This window comes from Helicobacter sp. MIT 01-3238 (genome assembly GCF_003364135.1).
In the GTDB taxonomy this organism is placed as follows: Bacteria; Campylobacterota; Campylobacteria; order Campylobacterales; family Helicobacteraceae; genus Helicobacter_B.
In genome coordinates this window covers 14,898-35,227 of the sequence record NZ_NXLN01000006.1, presented here as the reverse complement: position 1 = coordinate 35,227, position 20,330 = coordinate 14,898, and the positions used below count along the sequence as shown (strand labels likewise).

Below are 20,330 nucleotides of genomic sequence, written 5' to 3'. Positions count from 1 at the left end.
TCTTACAAATCTGCCAAATCTGCAAAGCAATTATTTCACGCCCTCATTGCGAGAGGATTCAACGAATCGCCCAAGCAATCCAGCCTCTCCGTCATTGCGAGATTTAGCAACGCCGAATTGTGGCAATCCAAACCTAATTTAAAACCACGCATTTTAGATTGCTTCGACTTTTTGCAAAAGTCTCGCAATGACGAGATAGCCAATCTGCGCTTTGATTCAAGGATTTGCAGATGAGTAAGGCAAATCCAAAAGCAACGCTAAAAACAACACTAAATGCGATATTCCCAAAGTGGGCGAAAATCTCTCTAGTGATTTTAAGCATAATCGCTTCTGTGGGAATCATATCCGCCATAGCACTAGACCTAGCACGCAAAAACAAAATCTACACCGCAAATATATCCTTGCACGACAAAAATGACATAATCTACACTACTGAATACACAGCAAGAATCCATTTCCAAAGCCTAAAGCCTCTGCTTCGTAGCAAACATATATCAACCGTTTCTGTGCTAAAGTTTCTTTGGAGCGAAAACATAAAATCAGCTGATTTTACTAGCATAAGCCATAGCGGACAAAGCATATATCATATCCGCACTACACAAGATTTAGTAGCACTAGGAGATTCCTTAGGACAAGTAGAATATGAGATAGATTTCACCCCACTACTTTTTAGCATACTCAAGTATTATTTTGGCATTTTGCTGATTATATGCGCTATTGCTCTTATCATTTCAGGCACATTAGGATTTCGCCATATCGCTTACGCACTTGTAGCCTTTGGCATAGTGGTGCGAATATATCAGTATATTTTCCATAAAGATTTGTGGCTAGATGAAGCGGCGGTAGCTTATAGTGCGTATGGTATAGGGTGGAGTGAGCTATTTTTCCAAGCCTTGCCAAACTTACAAAGCGCACCATTTTTATTTTTGGTAGTTTCCAAATTTTTAGGCAGCATTTTTGGCTATGGCGAACACACACTTTACTTTTTGCCCTGCGTATTTGGAATCGCAACGCTTATCCTAGCCCTAAAAATCGCCAAACTCTTATTTGGCAATAAAACTATGGGCTTTTTAGCCTTTGTCGTGCTTGTTTGTGGCTCTTTGGGATTGCTTTATTATAGCGCAGAGTTCAAGCAATACGGAATCGAAGCATTTTGTGGATTTTTGCTTATATATTGCTATCTCAAACATTTAGCGTTTAAAAAGTTTATCGCTATTAGTGTGCTTTGCTTTTTGTCATCTCACACAGGGATTTTTGTAGCATTTGCGTGTATAGCTGGGTATTTTTACAAAACCTTTTCAATGCCTTTTAGCCTAAAATCGTGGATAAAAAGCAACTCTACTTTTATATTTCTTAGTGCCTTTTTGGCATTGCTTTTTATCATATATTACTTTGGATACATTCGCTATCAAGCAGTTGATGGATTTTATAATTATTGGAAACAATGGCTTATCCCACTAAACCCACTTGAATTGCCAAACTTTTTTGTGAAAATTTTGCCCGTGTATAGTGGCTTTACGCCATTTGATTGTGGCAATATTATCCCTTTATATATGCTTGTATCGTGTGTGGGGCTTTATGCTTTGTGGCAAAATAAGCGTGATATGTTTGTGGTATGCGCGGGAATCCTTGTGATTTATGTAGGATTAAGCGTGTGTCAAATCTATCCTTTTGGACACGGCGGGATTATCGGTGGGCGTTTATCGCTTTTTATGTCGGTATTTTTTTACATAATGTGCGCAAGTGGGGTGAATTATCTTTATGATAGATTTTCTGCAAAATGGTGGAGAGAATTGCTCATCGTTTGCATTTTGGGACTTGCAATTTTTGGCGCATATAAAAACGCGCAGAAATTTTTGCCCGAGCATCGCCACATACAGCAAACCCACGATTTTATCACGCAGATTGCCAAAGAATATCAGCAATCTAAACTTTCAGATTCGGCTAAATGTGTGTTTGTGTATAGTAGCGCAAGATACGCATTTTTCTACTATTCATATATAGACAATCTTACTATTCCACACAAAATATTTGACGAAAAATTCAATGTAAAAGATACTAAATTTTATGATTTCCCTTGTCAGAAAATATGGATTTTAGCAAGTCATTATTGGGATAATTGGGAAAAGTTGCTTATCGCACACGCAAAATCTTTGAGTAAAAATGCAGAGATAAAAGAATCCCAATCAAACTTTGGTAGCTCTATGTTAATAAGGATTGAGAGATGACTAAGATTTTGCATTCTCAATTCTTGCGTTATTTTGGCTTAAGCATTATCGCCCTAGTGGTGAATCTGCTCTCACGCATTTTCTATGAGCTATTTTTTGGCTTTGGTGTGAGCGTGGCTTTGGGCTATATAAGCGGACATTTTGTGAATTTTGCCATAAGCGCGAAATACATTTTCCCCAAAGATAAATACAAAAGCACCAAAATCGCCTTTGTGAAATTCTCGCTCGTGGCATTTGTAGGGCTTGTGGTGCAGACTTTTGTAGCGGTGTTTGCGCTTAGAATTTTGCAGGGCGCAAATCTTGGGCTTGGCATAGAGCTACAAAAGCTACTAGCGCATATTTGTGGCATTGGCTTTAGCTTTATTTGCAACTTTTTGGGGCATAAATTTTTTAGCTTTAGGACAAGCGCATTAGAGCAATCACTGCAAAATAGATTTCATAAAAAAGGGGGGCGAAAAATGAATGACAAAATCTTAATCACAGGTGGGGCTGGATATATCGGCTCTTGTGTGAATGCTATGCTAAACACACTAGGATTTCGCACTATCGTTGTCGATAGTCTTATTTACGGACACAAAGAAGCACTTGATTTTAGGCTGTTAGATTCTAGCAATATTTTGGAGTTTTTTAATCGCGCAAATCTATCCCACCCACGCGCAACGCCAAATCTCACAAACCCAAAATCAAACACGACATTTATCAAAGCAGATTTGTGCGACAAAGAAGCGTTAAATGCGATTTTTAGGGAGCATAAAATTTCTTGTGTTTTGCATTTTGCTGCGTTTGCCTATGTGGGAGAGAGTGTGGAAAATCCCGCCAAATACTATGCAAACAATGTCGCAAACTCTCTAAATCTACTAGAATCTATGCGCAAATTTGGCATTAAGCGCATTATCTTTAGCTCTACTTGCGCCACCTATGGCAATCCTTTGGAGCTACCCATAGCAGAATCCCACCCGCAAAATCCTATCAATCCCTACGGACGAAGCAAACTAATGGTAGAGCAGATTTTAGCTGATTTTGCAAACGCCTATGGACTGCGCTACATTGCGCTAAGGTATTTTAACGCCGCAGGGGCGAGTAACTTTTTTGACATCGGCGAATCCCATAGCCCCGAAACACACCTAATCCCGCTAATGCTGCAAACCGCACTTAAAAAGCGTGAGTGCTTTAGCGTCTTTGGCACAGACTATGACACGCGCGATGGTAGCTGTGTGCGGGACTTTATCCATATAGATGATTTAAGTGCAGCGCATATTTTGGCACTATATTATTTAGAGCAAAATTTAAAAAGCGAAGTGTTTAATCTAGGCAATGGTGCGGGATTCTCCGTCATTGAAGTGCTAGAGTGTGCTAGGAAAATCACACAATGTGAAATCCCTACCAAATACGAATCACGGCGAGAGGGCGACCCAGCAGAGCTAGTAGGAAGTGCCAAAAAAGCAAAAGAGATTTTAGGGTGGAATCCTATCTTTTATGATTTGGAATCTATCCTAAAGAGCGCGTTTGCGTGGCACAAAAATCAGCGGTATTAAAAGTAACAAAAAGGAAGCAAAATGAAAAAAGTGCTAATCATCGGTGCAGGAGTGGCTGGACTAAGCGCAGGGCGAGTGCTAAGCCAAAATGGCTATAAAGTCGCAATCTATGAGGCAGAATCTAGCGTAGGCGGTATGAGCAAGTCCTTAAAAATGTTTGACCAAATCGTAGATATTGGACCGCATAGATTTTTTAGCAAAGACAAACGGCTAAATGACTTTTGGAGTGCGCACACTTATGGAGAGAGCGAAAAAGTAAGCCGACTAACTAGGATTTTTTATAACAACAAATTTTTTTACTATCCCTTACGCGGATTTGACGCGCTTTTTAAACTTGGAATTATAGAATCCACTCTTTGTGTGCTTAGCTTTATAAAAGCAAAGATAAAGCCATTTGGTGGGAACAGCTTTGAATCTTGGGTGGCAAATGCCTTTGGCTATCGCTTATATAGCATATTTTTTAAGTCCTACACACAAAAACTTTGGGGCATAGAGTGCAAGGATTTGGATAGCGACTTTGCAAGACAGCGCATAAAAGGGCTAAATCTCTATGAGGCAATCAAAAGCGCGTTTGTGGGTGATAAAAGCAAAAAGCACAAAACCTTAGTAGATGAGTTTAGCTACCCCAAAAAAGGCTGTGGCGTGGTGTATGAAAATATGGCAAAAGAGATTTTGCAAAATGGCGGGGAGATACTTTGCGATATAGAAGTAAATGGTATCATCACGCAGGATAAAAGGGCGATTGGGATTCGCACGAGTGGTGGCGACATATATGGCGATATAGTGATTTCAACCGCGCCTTTTAGGGATATGGTGCTAAGCCTAGATGAGCTAGATTCTGCGATTAAAGATTTGGCACAAAATCTAAAATTTCGCAACACGATTTTGGTGTATGTGGAGGTGGATTGCACGAAAAATGCAGAATCTAGAGCAGATACTAGCTCACAATCGGTAAAAACAACATTGCGTGAAAAAAGCAAGGTATTTTGTGATGATTTTCAAAGCCAATCCAGCGCAGATTTTGCACAACATAGCAATAAGCGCGGAAGTATTTTAGATGAGAAATCGGGGTTGCGTAGCTGTGAGCGAGAAGATAGAACTGATAGTTCATCGCCGAAGCGAACAGCAAGTCTCCCCGATTTATCACTAAAAGACAACGCGCAAAAGACGAAGCTTTTTAGGGACAATTGGATTTATGTTCACTCTAAGAATATTGCCACAGGCAGAATCACAAACTTCGCAAATTGGACGCAAGACTTGCGCTGTGGAAGAAGTGAAAGCATTTTATGTCTTGAGTATTGGGCAAATGATGATGAAAAGCTATGGAATCTAAGCAGTGATGAAGTCATAAATATCGCAAAGAAAGATTTGCTGGATTCAAACCTAGTGGCACACTCTAGCCAAATCAAGCGCACCCAAGCACTTAAAATCCACAAATCCTATCCCGTCTATGAGAAAGGCTATAAGCAAAATCTTAGTAAAATCTATAATGCGCTAGATGACTTCAAAGACTTGTATTTCATCGGGCGCAACGGTGCGTTTAAATACAACAATCAAGACCATAGCTTACTAATGGGGCTTTTGTGTGCTGATAAGATTTTGGGCAGGGCTAATCCAAATCTATGGGAGATAAACACAGACTATGACTACCAAGAGGGCAATAAAATAAGCAAAAAACAAAATGTGTGATTTTATGCTATTATTTCAAGCATAATAAGGAGCAACTATGCTAAACAAAAAGATTCTAGTAACGGGTGGGGCGGGATTTTTAGGCTCGCATTTGTGCGATAGGCTCATAGAGAGAGGCGATGAAGTGCTTTGCGTGGATAATCTTTTCACAGGCACAAAGGCAAATATCGCTCATTTACTTGCCCACCCTAGATTTGAATTTATGCGAGCTGATATTACTTTCCCGCTGTATGTGGAAGTCGATGAGATTTACAATCTCGCCTGCCCAGCAAGCCCTATCCACTATCAGTTTGACCCCGTGCAAACGACCAAAACCTCCGTAGTAGGTGCTATCAATATGCTAGGACTTGCCAAACGCGTCAAAGCAAAAATCCTCCAAGCCTCTACTAGCGAAGTCTATGGCGACCCAGAAATCCACCCCCAAGTAGAATCTTACCGTGGCTGTGTGAATCCTATCGGCATAAGGGCGTGCTATGATGAGGGCAAACGATGCGCAGAAACGCTATTTTTTGACTACCATAGACAGCACAATTTACAAATCAAAGTAATGCGTATCTTTAACACCTACGGAGCGCGAATGCACCCAAATGACGGGCGCGTGGTAAGCAACTTTGTCATTCAAGCATTGCTAGGCAAAGACATAAGCATTTATGGCGATGGCTCACAAACGCGCAGTTTTTGCTATGTCGATGATTTGATAGAGGGAATGGTGCGACTAATGGACTCTCGCCCCGACTTTGTAGGACCTGTAAATATAGGCAATCCAAGTGAGTTCAGCATACTAGAGCTAGCAAATCAAATCCTAGCCCTAACCAACTCCAAATCCAAGCTAATCTTCCACCCACTCCCACAAGATGACCCCAAACAGCGCAAACCAGACATTGCTTTGGCAAAAAAAGAGCTAGAGTGGCAGCCAAAAGTCGCACTAAAAGATGGGCTAGTCAAAACAATAGAGTATTTTGAAAACCTTTTAGCCAAAAATGGCACAAAAATGCGATAACGCTATAAAAACCCAAAGGAGATTCCAATGAAAATCGCAGTTGTAGGCAGTGGATATGTAGGGCTTGTGGCGGGGGCTTGTTTTGCCGAGAATGGCAACTCTGTGATTTGCCTTGACATAGATGAGGACAAAATCTCTCAATTAAAGCAAGGCATCGTGCCTATCTATGAGCCGGGCTTAAGTGAAATGATAAAGGAAAATCAAGTCAAAAACACACTCCACTTCACGACAAATAAGCGTGAAGCACTGCAAAATGCTGAAGTGATTTTCATCGCTGTGGGGACACCTATGGGCGATGATGGCAGTGCGGATTTGCGCTTTGTGCAAAGTGTGGCGGGGGATATTGGCGAGATTATAGAGGGATATTGCGTGGTGGTAGATAAAAGCACCGTGCCTGTTGGCACTGCAAAATCTGTGAAATCTATCATAAAAGAGAAGCTAAAATCGCGCGGTTTAGACATAGACTTTGATGTCATAAGCAATCCAGAGTTTCTAAAAGAGGGCGTAGCGATAAAAGACTTTATGAGCCCAGATAGAGTGGTAATCGGCGCAAGTTCGCAAAAAGCCCTAGAAATTATGCGCACACTATACTCGCCATTTTTAGTCAAAAGCGATAGATTTATCGCTATGAGCGTAGAATCTGCCGAGATGACAAAATACGCCGCAAACTCACTACTTGCCACCAAAATCAGCTTCATAAACGAGATGAGCCAGATTTGTGAGCGCGTGGGCGCGGACATAAACGATGTGCGACTAGGTGTAGGCTCAGATTCGCGAATCGGATATAGCTTCATCTACCCGGGCTGTGGCTATGGCGGTAGCTGCTTCCCCAAAGATGTCAAAGCACTAGAAAAAACCGCGCTTGATAATGGCTACACACCGCGCATTTTACAAGCGGTTCAAAGTGTGAATGAATCTCAAAAAATGCTTTTGGTGGAAAAAATCATCGCACGATTTGGGGAAAATCTAAACGGATTTGTATTTGCGCTGTGGGGGCTTAGCTTCAAGCCAGAGACTGATGATATGCGTGAGGCAAGCTCGCTCGTGCTGATAAACGAGCTAGCAAAAAGAGGTGCAAAAATAAATGCCTATGACCCAAAAGCCATCAATCAAGCGAAGTTTTATCTAAAAAATGTGCTAGATTCTATTGTCTTTGCAGAGGATAAATATAGCGCGATTAAGGGTGCAAATGCACTTGTGCTAGTAACGGAATGGAGGGAGTTTAGAAGCCCAGATTTTGAAGAGATAGCAAAGCAGCTAAAAGAAAAAGTCATCTTTGATGGGCGCAACATTTATCGGCATTTTAGTCTGCAAAATCTAGGCTTTGAATACCACCAAATCGGCGTGCGCTCCAAATAGATTTGACAAAGCCAAAAACACTTGTCATTCCAAAATCAACACATCACTATTATACCAATCGTTGCATTCAACATATAACTCCGCATTAGATGATTTATCAATAAGTCTCTTTTTTGCCCGAGTGATAGCTACATAAAGTATATTTAATTCTGCTTGAAGTGTTTTTATTTTTTGTTTGATTTTTTGTTTGATTTTATTTCTTAATCTTAGTGTAATTTCGCTTAATATTGCTTCATTTTCTACTGATATTGCTTCCATATTTTTTAATATTTGCACTTCTTGCCACATATCATTAAAGTCAAAAAAGTCGCCACCAAGTATCACCTCATCAAATTCTAAGCCTTTGCTTTGATGAGCATTGGTTATGGTGTTTTTGGCACTCTTATTTGCATAGAGTTCTTCTGCTAGAGTTTGGATTTTGCTTATTTCTATCTCTTGAAACTCCCCTAAAAGTTTTATCGCTTGTGCCAATTCCACATCTCCTATTTCCTCGATATATTCTCTTAATTCTTTGAAGTCATTAAAATCTTGTATGTAAGAATACCGCTTTGGAATCTTATCAAATTGACTTGATTTAAAATACACTATCGCCCAAATAGGCTCAAAAATACTATCTACCCTTTTTAGTAAGCGATACTCTTCTTTAGGACTATCACTTTTATACAAATCAACCAAAAATCGCGCTATTCCCGCATTTGTGCGTGATATATACGCCCTAGTAGTGATTCTCTCATCACCGCTAAATCCACTTCTCATAGCTGTAAAATCTTTGTTTGCAAACTTTTCTAAGAAAAAGCTAGCATATTCAAGTATTTCTTGCTTGCAGCGAAAGCTTTGCGATAAAGTAAGGTGGTGATTTGTTTCTACAATCTCAAAAGCATTTATGGAGTCATTAAACCCATAAATGCTTTGAAATGTATCGCCCACAAAGATTTTTTTACAATCATTGTCTAAAAATATGTCAAGCATTATTTCATTTGTATCTTGCGCTTCATCAAGCAATATAAAATCATATTTTTCTTCTAATCGCTTATCTTTTTGTAACTGATAATACTTCAAATAAAAGTCGTGGGTTATGGGGAGTTTTTTCTCCAAAGTTGCTTGAAATAAATATTTAACGACATTTTTCTCTTTTACTTCATCAAGGCTTTTTTTGCTTTTTAAAAAACGATTAAACCTATCCAAGCCTGCTTTAATATCTCTATGTCCACACTTAAATCGCAACACCTCACACAAACTAAAAATATTTAATTTATCTAGCGGCTTAAAATTACCAACTTTCTCACAAAGCCTCGCTCTAGCATATTTTTCCGCACTATCAAAATCAATATCATCATATTTTACATTCTTGTCAATTTGATAAAATTTTTTTACAAAATCCCGTGTTGGCGGGATTGCTCCCTCCAAAGTCGCTTCATATAGAAACTTTATAAAATGTTCATCTCTCAAGGGGGGGGGGTGGAAGAGGTTTTGTATCCGCTCAAATCACTATCAAATGTCTTATCGCTTCTTAAAAAATTTTCAAATATTTTTAATCCATAAGCAAAATCATAAGACTCATCAAAATCAAATTCTATCAACTTTTCCAAGTCAAATATACTTATCTTGCTTTGCGGAGCAAAGCTTCCTAAGTGCATTTTGGCATAATTAAAAGCAAGAGAGTGTATCGTCTTTGCCTCGACATTTTTTGGGAATTTTTCCCTAGCTTCAGTGGCAATAGATTTATTAAACGCTAGGTAGAGGAATCGTTGTTTAGGATTTGCTAAAGCGATTTCTTCCAAAGTCGAGGTTTTGCCACTTCCCGCACACGCTTGGATAGCCAAAATCTCATTTTTATCCATACTCTTGCTTAAATCAACAATGCGTTTTTGCTCATCTGTCAACACCATTCTTGCGGGTGGAGCTTTGGCGTGGGTAGATTCACAAGTATATTTTGCATTATCAAAATCCTCACTTGATTCCAAAGCCTCTTTTATCACACGCAAAACACCCTCCAAATTCCCCAAAATCTCGCTATTACAAAAGCGCAAGATTCTAAATTTTCGTGATTCTAAATAAAAATCCAAACCCCCCTCGTGCTGCGGGAGGGGACTTTGAGTGTTGTCCTCCGCACACTCAATGATAAGCCGTTTTTCTAAGCATACAAAATCCTCAATATATTTAGAATCAATCACAAATTTCTGTCTAAATTCAAATCCTAGTTTTTTGCCTCGCAATGCTTGCCAAAGTTTTTTTTCTGCTTGTGTAGGATTGTTGCGCATCGCTCGGCTAAGTTCTTGTATGGTGCAAGCGGGGTCAGGTGCTCCTTGCATTGTTCTATTCTCTATGACTTATCGGCAATAAATAGCAAATAAAGTTCTTGCTTACCCAAATCCACTAAAACAGCACGGGTGAAGTGTCCTTGCTCGCTTCATTTAGCACAAAAATCAATCCCTCCGTGCTAATCCCAAGCACAAGTGCAAAATTAAACCTTGATAGCTTAAGTAGCTTTGGTAGCTCATTTGATGAGTCATAGCATATCGCTTCTAGTTTATCGCTAGCATTATTTTGCTTGTTTTCTCCGCTTCCCTCGATTTGTGGATTTTCGCTAGCCACCTCGCTTCGCGCCCCACCTCTATCATACTCCACACAAAATCCCACCTTGCAATACGACTGCAGGGCAGAAGACTCCCCACCATACTCGCTAGAATCCCCCTCGCAAGGGATAGGCGTAAACACCTCTTTACTCTTATCATCTAATATTCTAGGGACAAAAAACGCCAGCTCTCCATACCTCGCGTTTTCTTTGAGATAGCGCACATAGCGCAAAAATATATCCACACTATTAGTTGAGATTACGACTTTGTTGCTTTTGCCAAGAGGGAGGATTCTCGCTTCTGGGGAAAGTGCTATGGGTAGTAGTTTCTCTATGGGTGCAAAATCACTCATATCAAACGCTATCTCTTCCCCCTCACGCAAGCATAGCTGCTCCACCACAGCAGCAAGCTCTGGCAAAAACACCGCAGGCAGTGGAATCTGATACGCACTTATCTTGTGATAAAACTTGGATTCAAAGATTTGATGAGGGGTGATAATATCAAATGGCAAATGCTGTGGATTGACACAAGTGGTGTATTCCTCGATGCTCAAATCCGCTATACCCTCAAGCGAAGTGATGATTTTGGTGGGATTTTGCTGGACTATCTCATCAAGCAGTTCACACACAGAAAATCTCATAGAATTGTTGATAGAGTTGTTTGCTGATATAAACCCACCCTTGTATTCATCAAAAAATAGCACTTCTTTTGCGCGGATTATCTGCTTTGCTATGGCGTATTGAATCTCATCAAGCAAGATAATCTCTATCTTTTTGCTAATGAGGAGATAGCGCACCAAGCGAGAAATACAGCTTTGGATATTATCCACCTTTATCCACGCTATTTCAACATTGCGCATCTGTGTAGAGCTATCAAACACCACACCAAACGCGCCCTTTTCTAGTGCCGTGTCAATATCATCGCTATCTAGGGCAAAAAACAGCACACCCCTTTTGACATCTTCTACCTTTGTAGCAAACCCCTCAAAAGAGCCGATAGCAGGGGTATTTATAAGCTCCCCGCAAATGATTTCACTCGCCTCAAGCACTCTCACTAGCTTACTTTACTCCCATTTTTGCGTTTGCCATCTATGCCAAGCAATGACAGCCCATTCTCATCTTTGCTAGCAAGTATCATTCCATAGCTAAATTCCCCCATAATCTTAGCTGGCTTTAGGTTTGCCACCACGCACACTTGCCTGCCGATAAGCTCATCTGGGCGATAAAACTGCGCTATGCCAGAGAGCACCACTCTAGGGCTTTCCTCCCCCATATCAATCCCTAGTCGCAAAAGTTTGTTGGATTTTGGCAGTGCTTCACAAGATATAATCTCGCCTACGCGAATGTCTACTTTGGCAAAATCCTCTATGCCGATTTGGCTAGAATCTTTGGCTATTTCTTGCATAGTGGCTACGCCATCGATTTTGGCACTTGTGATTTTGGTATTTTTACTTTTTTCGTGCGCATTTTTGGATTCTTGTTTGGCTTCTTTTGATTCTAGTGCGTAGTTTTCATCGATAAGCAATCCATCGATTTTGCTAAAAAGTGGCGGTGTTTTTTGCACGCGCAAATCCCTAAAAGGCACATTCTCCACTACCAAACGCCTAAAATCCTCCTGCGTAATCTCCACTCCAAACGCCCTAGCAATAGTTTGCGTAGTCTTTGGCATCACAGGGAAAAGCATAAATCCAACTTTCAATAGCAAGTTTGCAAGCAATGCCAAAAGCCCATTTAGTGCCTCTATCTCGCCATTTTTGTATAGATTCCACGGCTCATATTTAGCCACACTTGCATTTGCAAGGTGAAGCACTCTCCAAATATCCTCAATGTAGCCCTTGATATTTACCGCTTCCATTTTTGCCTCCGCGCTCTCAAATATCGCGTTTGCTTCCTCCCACTCGCCCTTATATCGCCCACCAAAGCCTTGTGCAATATTGCTTGAAAAATCATCACCGCCTAAGTGTATTTCCAAATTTGTGTATTTCTCGCTTATCCCTATGAGGCGGTTTAGCAGATTACCCAAATCATTGCTAAGCTCGGTATTTATGCGCTCAACCAATGCCTTTTGGCTAAAGTCGCCATCTTGCCCAAATGGTGCTTCGCGCAAAAGATAAAATCGCAGATTTTCTATACCATAAGCAGAGGCAAACTCGCTAGGATTTATGACATTGCCAAGTGATTTGCTCATCTTTTGCCCATCTCGTAGCCACCACCCGTGCGCATAGATATGCTTAGGCAAAGGTAGCCCCAAGCTCATCAAAAACGCAGGCCAATACACCGCGTGAAAGCGCAAAATATCTTTGCCAACGATATGAGTAGCATTTTCCCAATATCGCTTTTTGTCTGTGGATTTTGGGCTAGAATCATTATGGCTAGATTTTTCTTTTTGATAAAACCCAAGCGCACTTAGGTAATTAAACAACGCATCAAGCCACACATACACAATATGTTCTTTTTGTGGCGTTTTCCCATCTACACTTACTTTTGGTAGCTTTATCCCCCACTCAAAACTTGTGCGCGATATGGACAAATCTTTTAGCCCACTCTCTACAAAAGCTATGACTTCATTGCGCTTGTGTATGGGCAATATCACACCATTTTTATACCACTCAAGCAGTCTTTTTTCATAGCGAGATAGCGCAAAAAAGTAGCTCTCCTCTTTGATTTTGGTAAGTGGCTTATCCCCCGGACACTCTGGACATTTGCCATTTTCTACACCTGTGTAGTAGCTCTCACAGCTTACGCAATAATCCCCCTCATACTCCCCTAGATACACATCTCCATTTTTGCACATCTCTTCAAACACATTTGCCACAGCTTCTTTGTGCCCCTCATCAGTGGTGCGTATGAAATAATCATACTCAATGCCCAGCCTATCCCACAAATCACGGAATTTGGAGCTTATCTCATCTGCATATTGCTTAGGCGTCTTGCCCTTTGCTTTGGCAGAAAGTTCGATTTTTTGCCCGTGCTCATCTGTACCTGTAAGCAAAAACACATCTTCACCCCTTAGCCACTTGTATTTTTTTAGCATATCAGCGATGATAGTAGAGTATGTATGCCCGATATGAGGGACATCATTGACATAGTATATAGGCGTAGTGATGAGGGATTTTATGTCTTTATTGCTTGAAGTGGTTGAAGTCTTTGGCATTTATATCCTTATGAGGAGATTTTAATCTGCTTTGTGTGGACAAGAATCGCTTAATGAAATAGTCGCATATTATAATGATAAATTACTAAAAATTACCTAAATATGCAAAATACCAAGCCTAGCCCAAAACAAGTCTAGCAAAATAGGGCAAAACCTAATGCAAACAAATTTTTTAGTCAAGCATAGATTTTGATAAGGGGTTTGATAGATAAATTTTTAAAGCGATAAACTTAAAGTGCAAATCTTAACTATCAACAAAAAATCATTTACACGCATAATGGCTAGGGGCTTAGTTGGCTATTTGCAGATAGTTAGTCGTGCAGACTAGATTTATTATAAATCTTTAGCACCTTATGCAAAATCTTTACATCTACCTTACTTGCTAAATTATTTTCTTGGCTTTTAAGTTATTTTCTTGCTTGCTTGCTTTTGCAAAATTTGTGTGTTGCAAACTTTTGACTTCCAACTCCCACAAAACTTACAAACCCACTCTTGCAAGCCCCCTCTATTGCACCCTTTGATTTGCACCCTTGACTACAACCCTGCCTTTGCAATCCCTTTTGCTTCCTCTAGCGCGTTGCTGATTTTAGAGCCTAATGCGCCAAAATCCACTCCACTAGAGCTTGCACCGCGACAATCCGCCCCACTGCTATCCCCACAATCCCCGCCATTTGCCTTTGCGACCTCGATTTTCACTCCCGCTTGAGCGAAGTCATCTCTGCCCCCGCCATTGCCCCCTAGCATTTGCGCGATTTGCTTTACCCACGCGCCAGCCTTTAAGTTTGCTTCTTTCACGCCCGCGACTATGTCTATGCGCCCCTCATTTAGCCCAAAAAGCATTATAGCCACGCGTTTATGCGCGTTTTTGGCGTTATCCACCATTTCTTTAAGCGCGTCTATGCTTACTTCTTCAAAGCTCTGCACGATTAGGCTAACGCCATTTACTTGCTGTGCTTGCAAGTTTTTGGGGCTTGTGGGCGTGGCTTTTTTGGCGTTTTTTGCATTTGCCTTGAGCTTAGTTATCGCGCCTAGCAAGTCATTGCTTTTAAGTGCGAGCCTTGCTTCTTTTGCTTCATTGAGCGCGTTTTTGGCATACTCATAGCCCGCTTTGCCACACACCGCTTCGATTCTGCGCACCCCAGAGCTTACCCCACTTTCTTTTGTGATATAAAAGCTCCCAATATCCGCGCTATTGGCACAATGAATCCCCCCGCACAGCTCCATAGACTCCCCAAAGCTAACCACACGCACGCGCTCGCCATACTTCTCGCCAAATAGCGCGCACGCCCCCTTAGCCTTTGCCTCATCTATTGGCATTATTTCGCACTGCTGGGCGTTGCCCTCCCAAATGCGCTCATTGACAAAATCTTGGATTTGGCTTAGTTCCTCGCTACTTAGTGCCTTTGGGTGAGAGAAGTCAAAGCGCAAGCGGGTGGATTCTACGAGACTTCCTGCTTGGGCGATATGTAAGCCCAAAATCTGCCTTAGCGCAAGGTGGAGTAAATGTGTCGCGCTGTGGTGCTTAGCGATTTCAAGGCGATTTGGGCTAACTTTAACTTCCACAATATCGCCTACTTTGAGTTCGCTACTCGTGCTAATCTCGCTGATATTTAGCCCAAAATATTTTTTGGTATAAATGACATTTGCGACTTTTTTGCCCTTTATAAAAATCTCGCCACTATCGCCCACAGGACCGCCACCCTCCGCATAAAGCGGGGTTGAATCTAAGAAAATATATCCATCGCCATTAAGCACTTCAATGCGTCTATAATTTGTATCAAGCAAAGCCAAAATCTTGCTTTTGGCACAATCTTTCTCATAGCCCACAAATTCATTTTCGCCAAATTCACTCAAAAGCGCGTTAAAATCGCCCTCTTTTGCTTCATCGCCACTGCCTTTCCAGCTTGCTTTAGAGCGGGATTTTTGCGCCTCCATACATTTATCAAACGCACTCAAATCCACCTCCATAGCACTCTCGCGCAACATATCTTGCGTCAAATCAAACGGGAATCCATAAGTATCATAGAGCTTAAACGCCACTTCCCCACTAAAAAGTCCCGCGCCTTTTTTGCTCTCACTATTTTTGCTCTCGTCCGTTTTGCCCGCGCCTTTTTTACTTGATTTTTGTAGCTTCTCAAACTCCGTGCTAAAAAGCTCCATTCCCGCGTCAATGGTTTCAAAAAACCGCGCTTCCTCCGCCCTGCACTGCTCCATTATCGCGCCCTTGCGCTCTAGCAAGTAGCCATAATGCGCGCCCATAGATTCGCACACTTCGCCCACCACTTCGCACAAAAAAGGCTTTTTTAGCCCAAGCAAGTAGCCGTGTCGCACCGCTCGGCGCAAGATTCTACGCAGCACATAGCCTCGCCCCTCTTTATCAAAATTCACCCCTTGCGCGAGCAAAAACGCCACACTTCGCGCGTGGTCAGCGATTACGCGGAAGCTCGCTTGCGCACTTTGCGCTCCACTACCGTGCTTGGATTTTACCTCATTAACGCCTCTAGATTCTGAAATCTCATCATCACGCACATATTTTTGCCCTGTAAGTTGCTCGATTTTCCTCATTAGCGGGGCGAAAAGCGAAGTATCATAGTTGTTGATTTTCCCCTCTTTTAGCGCATACACGCGCTCTAGTCCCATTCCTGTGTCGATACTTGGGCGTGGCAGGGGCGTTAGATTGCCCTGCTTGTCGCGCTCATACTGCATAAAGACAAGATTCCAAATCTCTAAAAACCTATCGCCCTCGCCACCGAAATAATCCTCACTGCTATGAAAAAACTTCTCCCCTTGGTCTATGTAGATTTCGCTACAAGGTCCGCAAGGTCCTGTATCGCCCATTTGCCAGAAGTTATCCTTATCGCCCATTCTTTTTATACGACTAGGCTCTATATGCTCCTGCCACAGCTCGTAAGCCTCATCATCGCTTTTGTGAATCGTTACATACAAAAGGCTTTTATCAAACTTTAGCACCTCCGTTACAAACTCCCACGCATACGCTATTGCCTCGCGCTTGAAATAATCCCCAAAGCTAAAGTTGCCAAGCATCTCAAAAAGCGTGTGGTGTCGCGCCGTGTAGCCGACATTTTCTAAGTCATTGTGCTTGCCACCCGCGCGAATGCAAAGCTGCGAGCTAGTCGCACGAGGAGGCGTGGGCGTGGGAATCTTGCCTGTGAAAATGTCTTTAAATTGCACCATTCCCGCGTTGGTAAAAAGCAAGCTCGCATCATCGGGCACTAAAGGCATAGAATCATACACCTTATGCCCACTAAAATCCGCGCTACTGCCTCCACCGCCTCCATTAGCCTCGCCACTAGCGCAATCACTCGTCAAAGAATCCGCGCTATTGCCCGCTTTGCTTGCCCTATTTTCTACTTGGCTTGCATTAGCGTCTGCTTTGCTTGCACTTGCACTTCCCTTGTCGCGTGCAGTGTTTGTGCCTTGTGTGCTTGCTATTTTGCCCTGCTTTTTGGCAAAAAAGTCCAAAAACAACCCTCGAATGTCATCAGCCATAAAAAACCTTTTAATTGTCGATATTTTTTTAATCAATAATCAATAATCGTTCCACCTGCCCTAAAATACGCGCTATCTACTCTCAAAATCCTCCAAAATCCCTATAAAAGCCCACCAAATATCCAAACACCTCTATCACTACAAGGCTAGCTAGCCCTGCGATTATCCCTGCTAGCGCGTCATCTCCTACTACGCCTAGCCCACCTTTTGCTTCCCTATCGATTTTGCCTATGAGAGAAGGCTTCCATATATCAAACACGCGAAAAAGCACAAACGCACTCCCCACACCAATAGCACTTACCTCGCCAAAGCAAGCGATAGATAGTGCAATCCACACGCCCACCACCTCATCAATGACTATCCAGCCCTCATCGTGGCTAAAGCCCTCTTTGCCCTCATTTCGCGCTTCGTATATATTGACTTGCTTTATGGCAAATAACCCCACAAAAACAGAGAGCAAAAATAGCGTTTGGGAAGAGAGATAAAGTATCGGCAAGCCTAGTGCCACACCTGCGATAGAGCCCATAGTCCCACTTGCCTTAGGACATTTGCCTACCCAAAGCACACTCAAAAACGCGATTTGAGCGAGATTTGCTAGGTTTGAGAAATTCGCAGGTTTTGGGCTAGAATCGTTGTTTTGTTGGTTGTTTTCTTGCTGATTGTTGCTCTCTTGCATTTGCCCTCTTTTTAGAGATTATTTGGAAAAGCCCTTTTTTAGCAAAACCTTGCCAAGCTCTACACCGGGCTGATTGTAAGTGTCTATATCTAGAGCGCACCCAACTGCTGAAGTAAGTAGCTCAAAATACGCTATTAGCGCACCTACGCTACGCTCGCTTAGTTCATTTAGCACGATAGAATCTAGCGGGATTTTTGACAAAATCTCTTTAGATTTCACGCTAGCTTGCTCCTTGCTAGATTTTATATTAGATTCAACCCCCTCATATTGCAGATTTTCAAGCGATTGAAAAGTGGCTAATCTCTGCCTATCAAGCAGTTCTGCAAACTCCACGCCATTTACAAAATCGCTAGATTCTAAAGAATGCAAACTAAGAAGCGGAATCTTAGGGCTACTTGGCAGGGCAGTGGGGGACACGCAAAGAAAGGTTACGGTTTTATCCGCCCTGCCCTCGATGATTAGCTGCAAAAATGAGTGCTGGTCTATGCTCCCTATAAGCCCCACAGGGCTTAGCCCTACACGCTTGCCCTCTTTGTCTATTTTGCCTAGACTCTCCCCCCACAGCTGCACAAACCACGCGTTAAATTCCCTAAAAATGCTTGAGTAAGAAAAAAGCGTAGTAATGGGATAGCACTCATAGTTCTTTGCCAAAAAGGACGCTTTTGTCAAAATATGCTCCTCTTTTCGCGCAAAAAATCTCTCCATAAACTCCCTAGCTCCGCGCAATATCTGTGCTATGTCATAGCCCAAAAGTCCAAGCGGGACAAGCCCCACCGCACTAAGCACAGAAAATCTCCCTCCCACGCTAGGTGCTATGCTTATGCACTCTACCCCCTCTTTTTTGGCAAAACTCTGCAACGCAGAGCCCTCATCGGTTATGCAAAGCAAGTGCGATTTGCCCTCGCTAGAATCTAGTAAGCAAAACCTATCAATGACATACTTTAGCAAGCTAGAAGTTTCAATCGTGCCACCAGACTTAGAAATCGCAATAAACAGCGTAGAATCTAGTGTGATTTTTGAGAGAATGTGAGGGATACTAAGCGCGTCTGTATGCTCCAAAAAATGTATTTTTGGGGCTTTTTTGTGAGATGTAGCCTTTTCATTTTTTCCTTGATTTGTGGATTTTGTTTGAGATTTCGCGCTTGCAGGTTGATTTGTGGATTGCGCTTGAGTTTGTGGATTTTGGCTTGAGAGAGGTGCATATCGTAGTAGATGATGAATCGCCTTTGCTCCAAGTGAGCTTCCACCCACACCGATAAGGACGAGATTTTCTATGTGGGTAAGTAGCTCCTCATTTTTTGAGACAAACCCCGCCAAATCCTCACAAGCACGATTCTCAAAAGGCAGTGCATAATACCCACTTACACCCTTTTCGCGCTCACGTTGCACTTTGTCAAAAATCTCATCGCCACAAGTATAGCAAGAAGCGCAAGAATCATAAAAATCATATCCAAAACTTAGCATAAAGCTCCTTTACTTTTAACGCCAGAGTGGCTTAAACCCGCCTAAACAAACTACTTGCTACCTTTATACCAAGCCACAAAATCTAGCGCAAACTTAGCACGCAAACCTAGCACAATTTGCCAAAACCCCACTTATCTAGCGCAAATCTAATGCGACAATGCCCACACAGCCATATCCACAAGCCGCGTAGAATACCCCATTTCATTGTCATACCACGCAAGTACTTTGACACTCTTGCCTATTGCTAGCGTTTTATCAGGCACGATTATCGCACTATATGGCGAGCCGATAAAATCACTTGAGACGCATTTTTCCTCATCGACATAGATTATGTCTTTCATCACGCAAGTTTGAGCGTGCCTAAAGGCTTCATTTATCTCCTCTGCACTCACTTCCACAGATAGATTTGCGCTCAAATCCACCAAGCTCACATCAGGTGTAGGCACACGCACAGCAAATCCATTAAACTTGCCCGCTAACTCGGGGATAACTAGCCCCACAGCTTTAGCCGCACCCGAGCTAGTAGGGATAATATTTAGCGCACACGCACGCGCACGGCGAATGTCTTTATGCTTGACATCAAGCACATTTTGGTCATTTGTATAGCTATGCACGGTTGTCATCAGCGCAGATTCTATGCCAAACTTTTTGTGTAGCACCTTTGCTATGGGGGCTAGCGCGTTTGTCGTGCAAGAGGCATTTGAGATGACTTCCTCTCCTTTGTAGTCTGTGTGATTTACCCCATAGACAAAAGTAGGTGTTGATTCTGCGGGGGCAGAGATGATTACGCGCTTTATGTTATCTCGCAAATGCACGCTTGACTTTTCAAGCGAGTTAAACTTGCCTGTGCACTCTATCACGCCCTGCGCTCCTAGCGAAGAAAAATCCACATTTTTAGGGTCTCTATCGCTTAGGATTCTTACCTTTTTTGATTTGCCGATTCGTAGATGATTTTCATCGATTTTTTCAGCATCGTATCTGCGATGAATAGAATCATACTTCAGCAAATGCAAGAGTGTATCAATATCTGCGGTGGTGTTTAGCCCCACTAGCTCGACATCATCACGCACCCCTATGATACGCGCTGTGCAAAGCCCGATTCTGCCCGTGCCATTTATGGCTACTTTTTTCATTACTTGC

13 protein-coding genes are annotated in these 20,330 nt (G+C 42.2%); 5 read left to right on the top strand and 8 right to left on the bottom strand.

Going from position 1 to position 20,330, the window contains the following annotated elements; translation table 11 throughout:
- Positions 1-230 precede the first annotated feature (230 nt).
- Genes CQA40_RS03045 through CQA40_RS03025 form a run of 5 tightly spaced genes read left to right on the top strand, consistent with a single transcriptional unit; the run spans position 231 to position 7,811 of the window.
- Positions 231-2,228 carry a glycosyltransferase family 39 protein gene (locus CQA40_RS03045; RefSeq protein ID WP_115519490.1) on the top strand — a complete coding sequence of 666 codons (1,998 nt, stop codon included), beginning with the start codon at positions 231-233 and terminating at the stop codon, positions 2,226-2,228.
- Entirely contained in the window at positions 2,225-3,763 is a 1,539-nt protein-coding gene (galE, locus tag CQA40_RS03040) for a UDP-glucose 4-epimerase GalE (RefSeq protein WP_115519489.1), read from the top strand. The genes CQA40_RS03045 and galE overlap by 4 nt, the downstream gene beginning before the upstream one ends.
- 21 nt (positions 3,764-3,784) lie before the next feature.
- The gene (locus CQA40_RS03035) at positions 3,785-5,452 is read left to right on the top strand and encodes an FAD-dependent oxidoreductase (RefSeq protein WP_115519488.1); all 1,668 of its coding nucleotides are present in this window, start codon (positions 3,785-3,787) and stop codon (positions 5,450-5,452) included.
- 37 nt (positions 5,453-5,489) lie between these two features.
- Positions 5,490-6,452, top strand: coding sequence for a UDP-glucuronic acid decarboxylase family protein (locus CQA40_RS03030; protein WP_115519487.1), 963 nt, complete (start codon positions 5,490-5,492; stop codon positions 6,450-6,452).
- Between the two features lie 27 nt (positions 6,453-6,479).
- Positions 6,480-7,811 (top strand): UDP-glucose/GDP-mannose dehydrogenase family protein, encoded by a 1,332-nt coding sequence (locus CQA40_RS03025; protein WP_115519486.1) that lies wholly within the window; start codon positions 6,480-6,482, stop codon positions 7,809-7,811.
- A 24-nt stretch (positions 7,812-7,835) separates the two neighbouring features.
- On the opposite strand, the gene CQA40_RS03020 is transcribed toward CQA40_RS03025, so the two are convergent.
- From CQA40_RS03020 to gap, 8 genes are all read right to left on the bottom strand, one after another.
- Positions 7,836-9,260, bottom strand: a complete 1,425-nt coding sequence (locus tag CQA40_RS03020; protein ID WP_181882807.1) for a 3'-5' exonuclease — start codon at positions 9,258-9,260, stop codon at positions 7,836-7,838.
- Positions 9,257-10,123: a DUF559 domain-containing protein gene (locus tag CQA40_RS03015; RefSeq protein WP_115519484.1), complete on the bottom strand. Its 867-nt coding sequence runs from the start codon at positions 10,121-10,123 to the stop codon at positions 9,257-9,259. Before CQA40_RS03015 ends, CQA40_RS03020 begins: the two co-directional genes overlap by 4 nt.
- A 64-nt stretch (positions 10,124-10,187) precedes the next feature.
- Entirely contained in the window at positions 10,188-11,441 is a 1,254-nt protein-coding gene (locus CQA40_RS03010) for a hypothetical protein (protein ID WP_115519483.1), read from the bottom strand.
- Positions 11,441-13,540: a methionine--tRNA ligase gene (metG, locus tag CQA40_RS03005; protein WP_115519482.1), complete on the bottom strand. Its 2,100-nt coding sequence runs from the start codon at positions 13,538-13,540 to the stop codon at positions 11,441-11,443. The genes CQA40_RS03010 and metG overlap by 1 nt, the downstream gene beginning before the upstream one ends.
- A gap of 534 nt (positions 13,541-14,074) precedes the next feature.
- Complete coding sequence (gene alaS, locus CQA40_RS03000; protein ID WP_115519481.1) at positions 14,075-17,050, bottom strand: alanine--tRNA ligase; 2,976 nt, start codon at positions 17,048-17,050, stop codon at positions 14,075-14,077.
- Between the two features lie 82 nt (positions 17,051-17,132).
- Positions 17,133-17,726 (bottom strand): phosphatidylglycerophosphatase A, encoded by a 594-nt coding sequence (locus tag CQA40_RS02995; RefSeq protein WP_115519480.1) that lies wholly within the window; start codon positions 17,724-17,726, stop codon positions 17,133-17,135.
- A gap of 18 nt (positions 17,727-17,744) precedes the next feature.
- Positions 17,745-19,190 carry a glucose-6-phosphate isomerase gene (locus tag CQA40_RS02990; RefSeq protein WP_115519479.1) on the bottom strand — a complete coding sequence of 482 codons (1,446 nt, stop codon included), beginning with the start codon at positions 19,188-19,190 and terminating at the stop codon, positions 17,745-17,747.
- Positions 19,191-19,336: 146 nt separating this feature from the next.
- A complete protein-coding gene (gene gap, locus CQA40_RS02985; protein WP_115519478.1) occupies positions 19,337-20,323 on the bottom strand; it encodes a type I glyceraldehyde-3-phosphate dehydrogenase in 987 nt (328 codons plus the stop codon).
- Positions 20,324-20,330 lie beyond the last annotated feature (7 nt).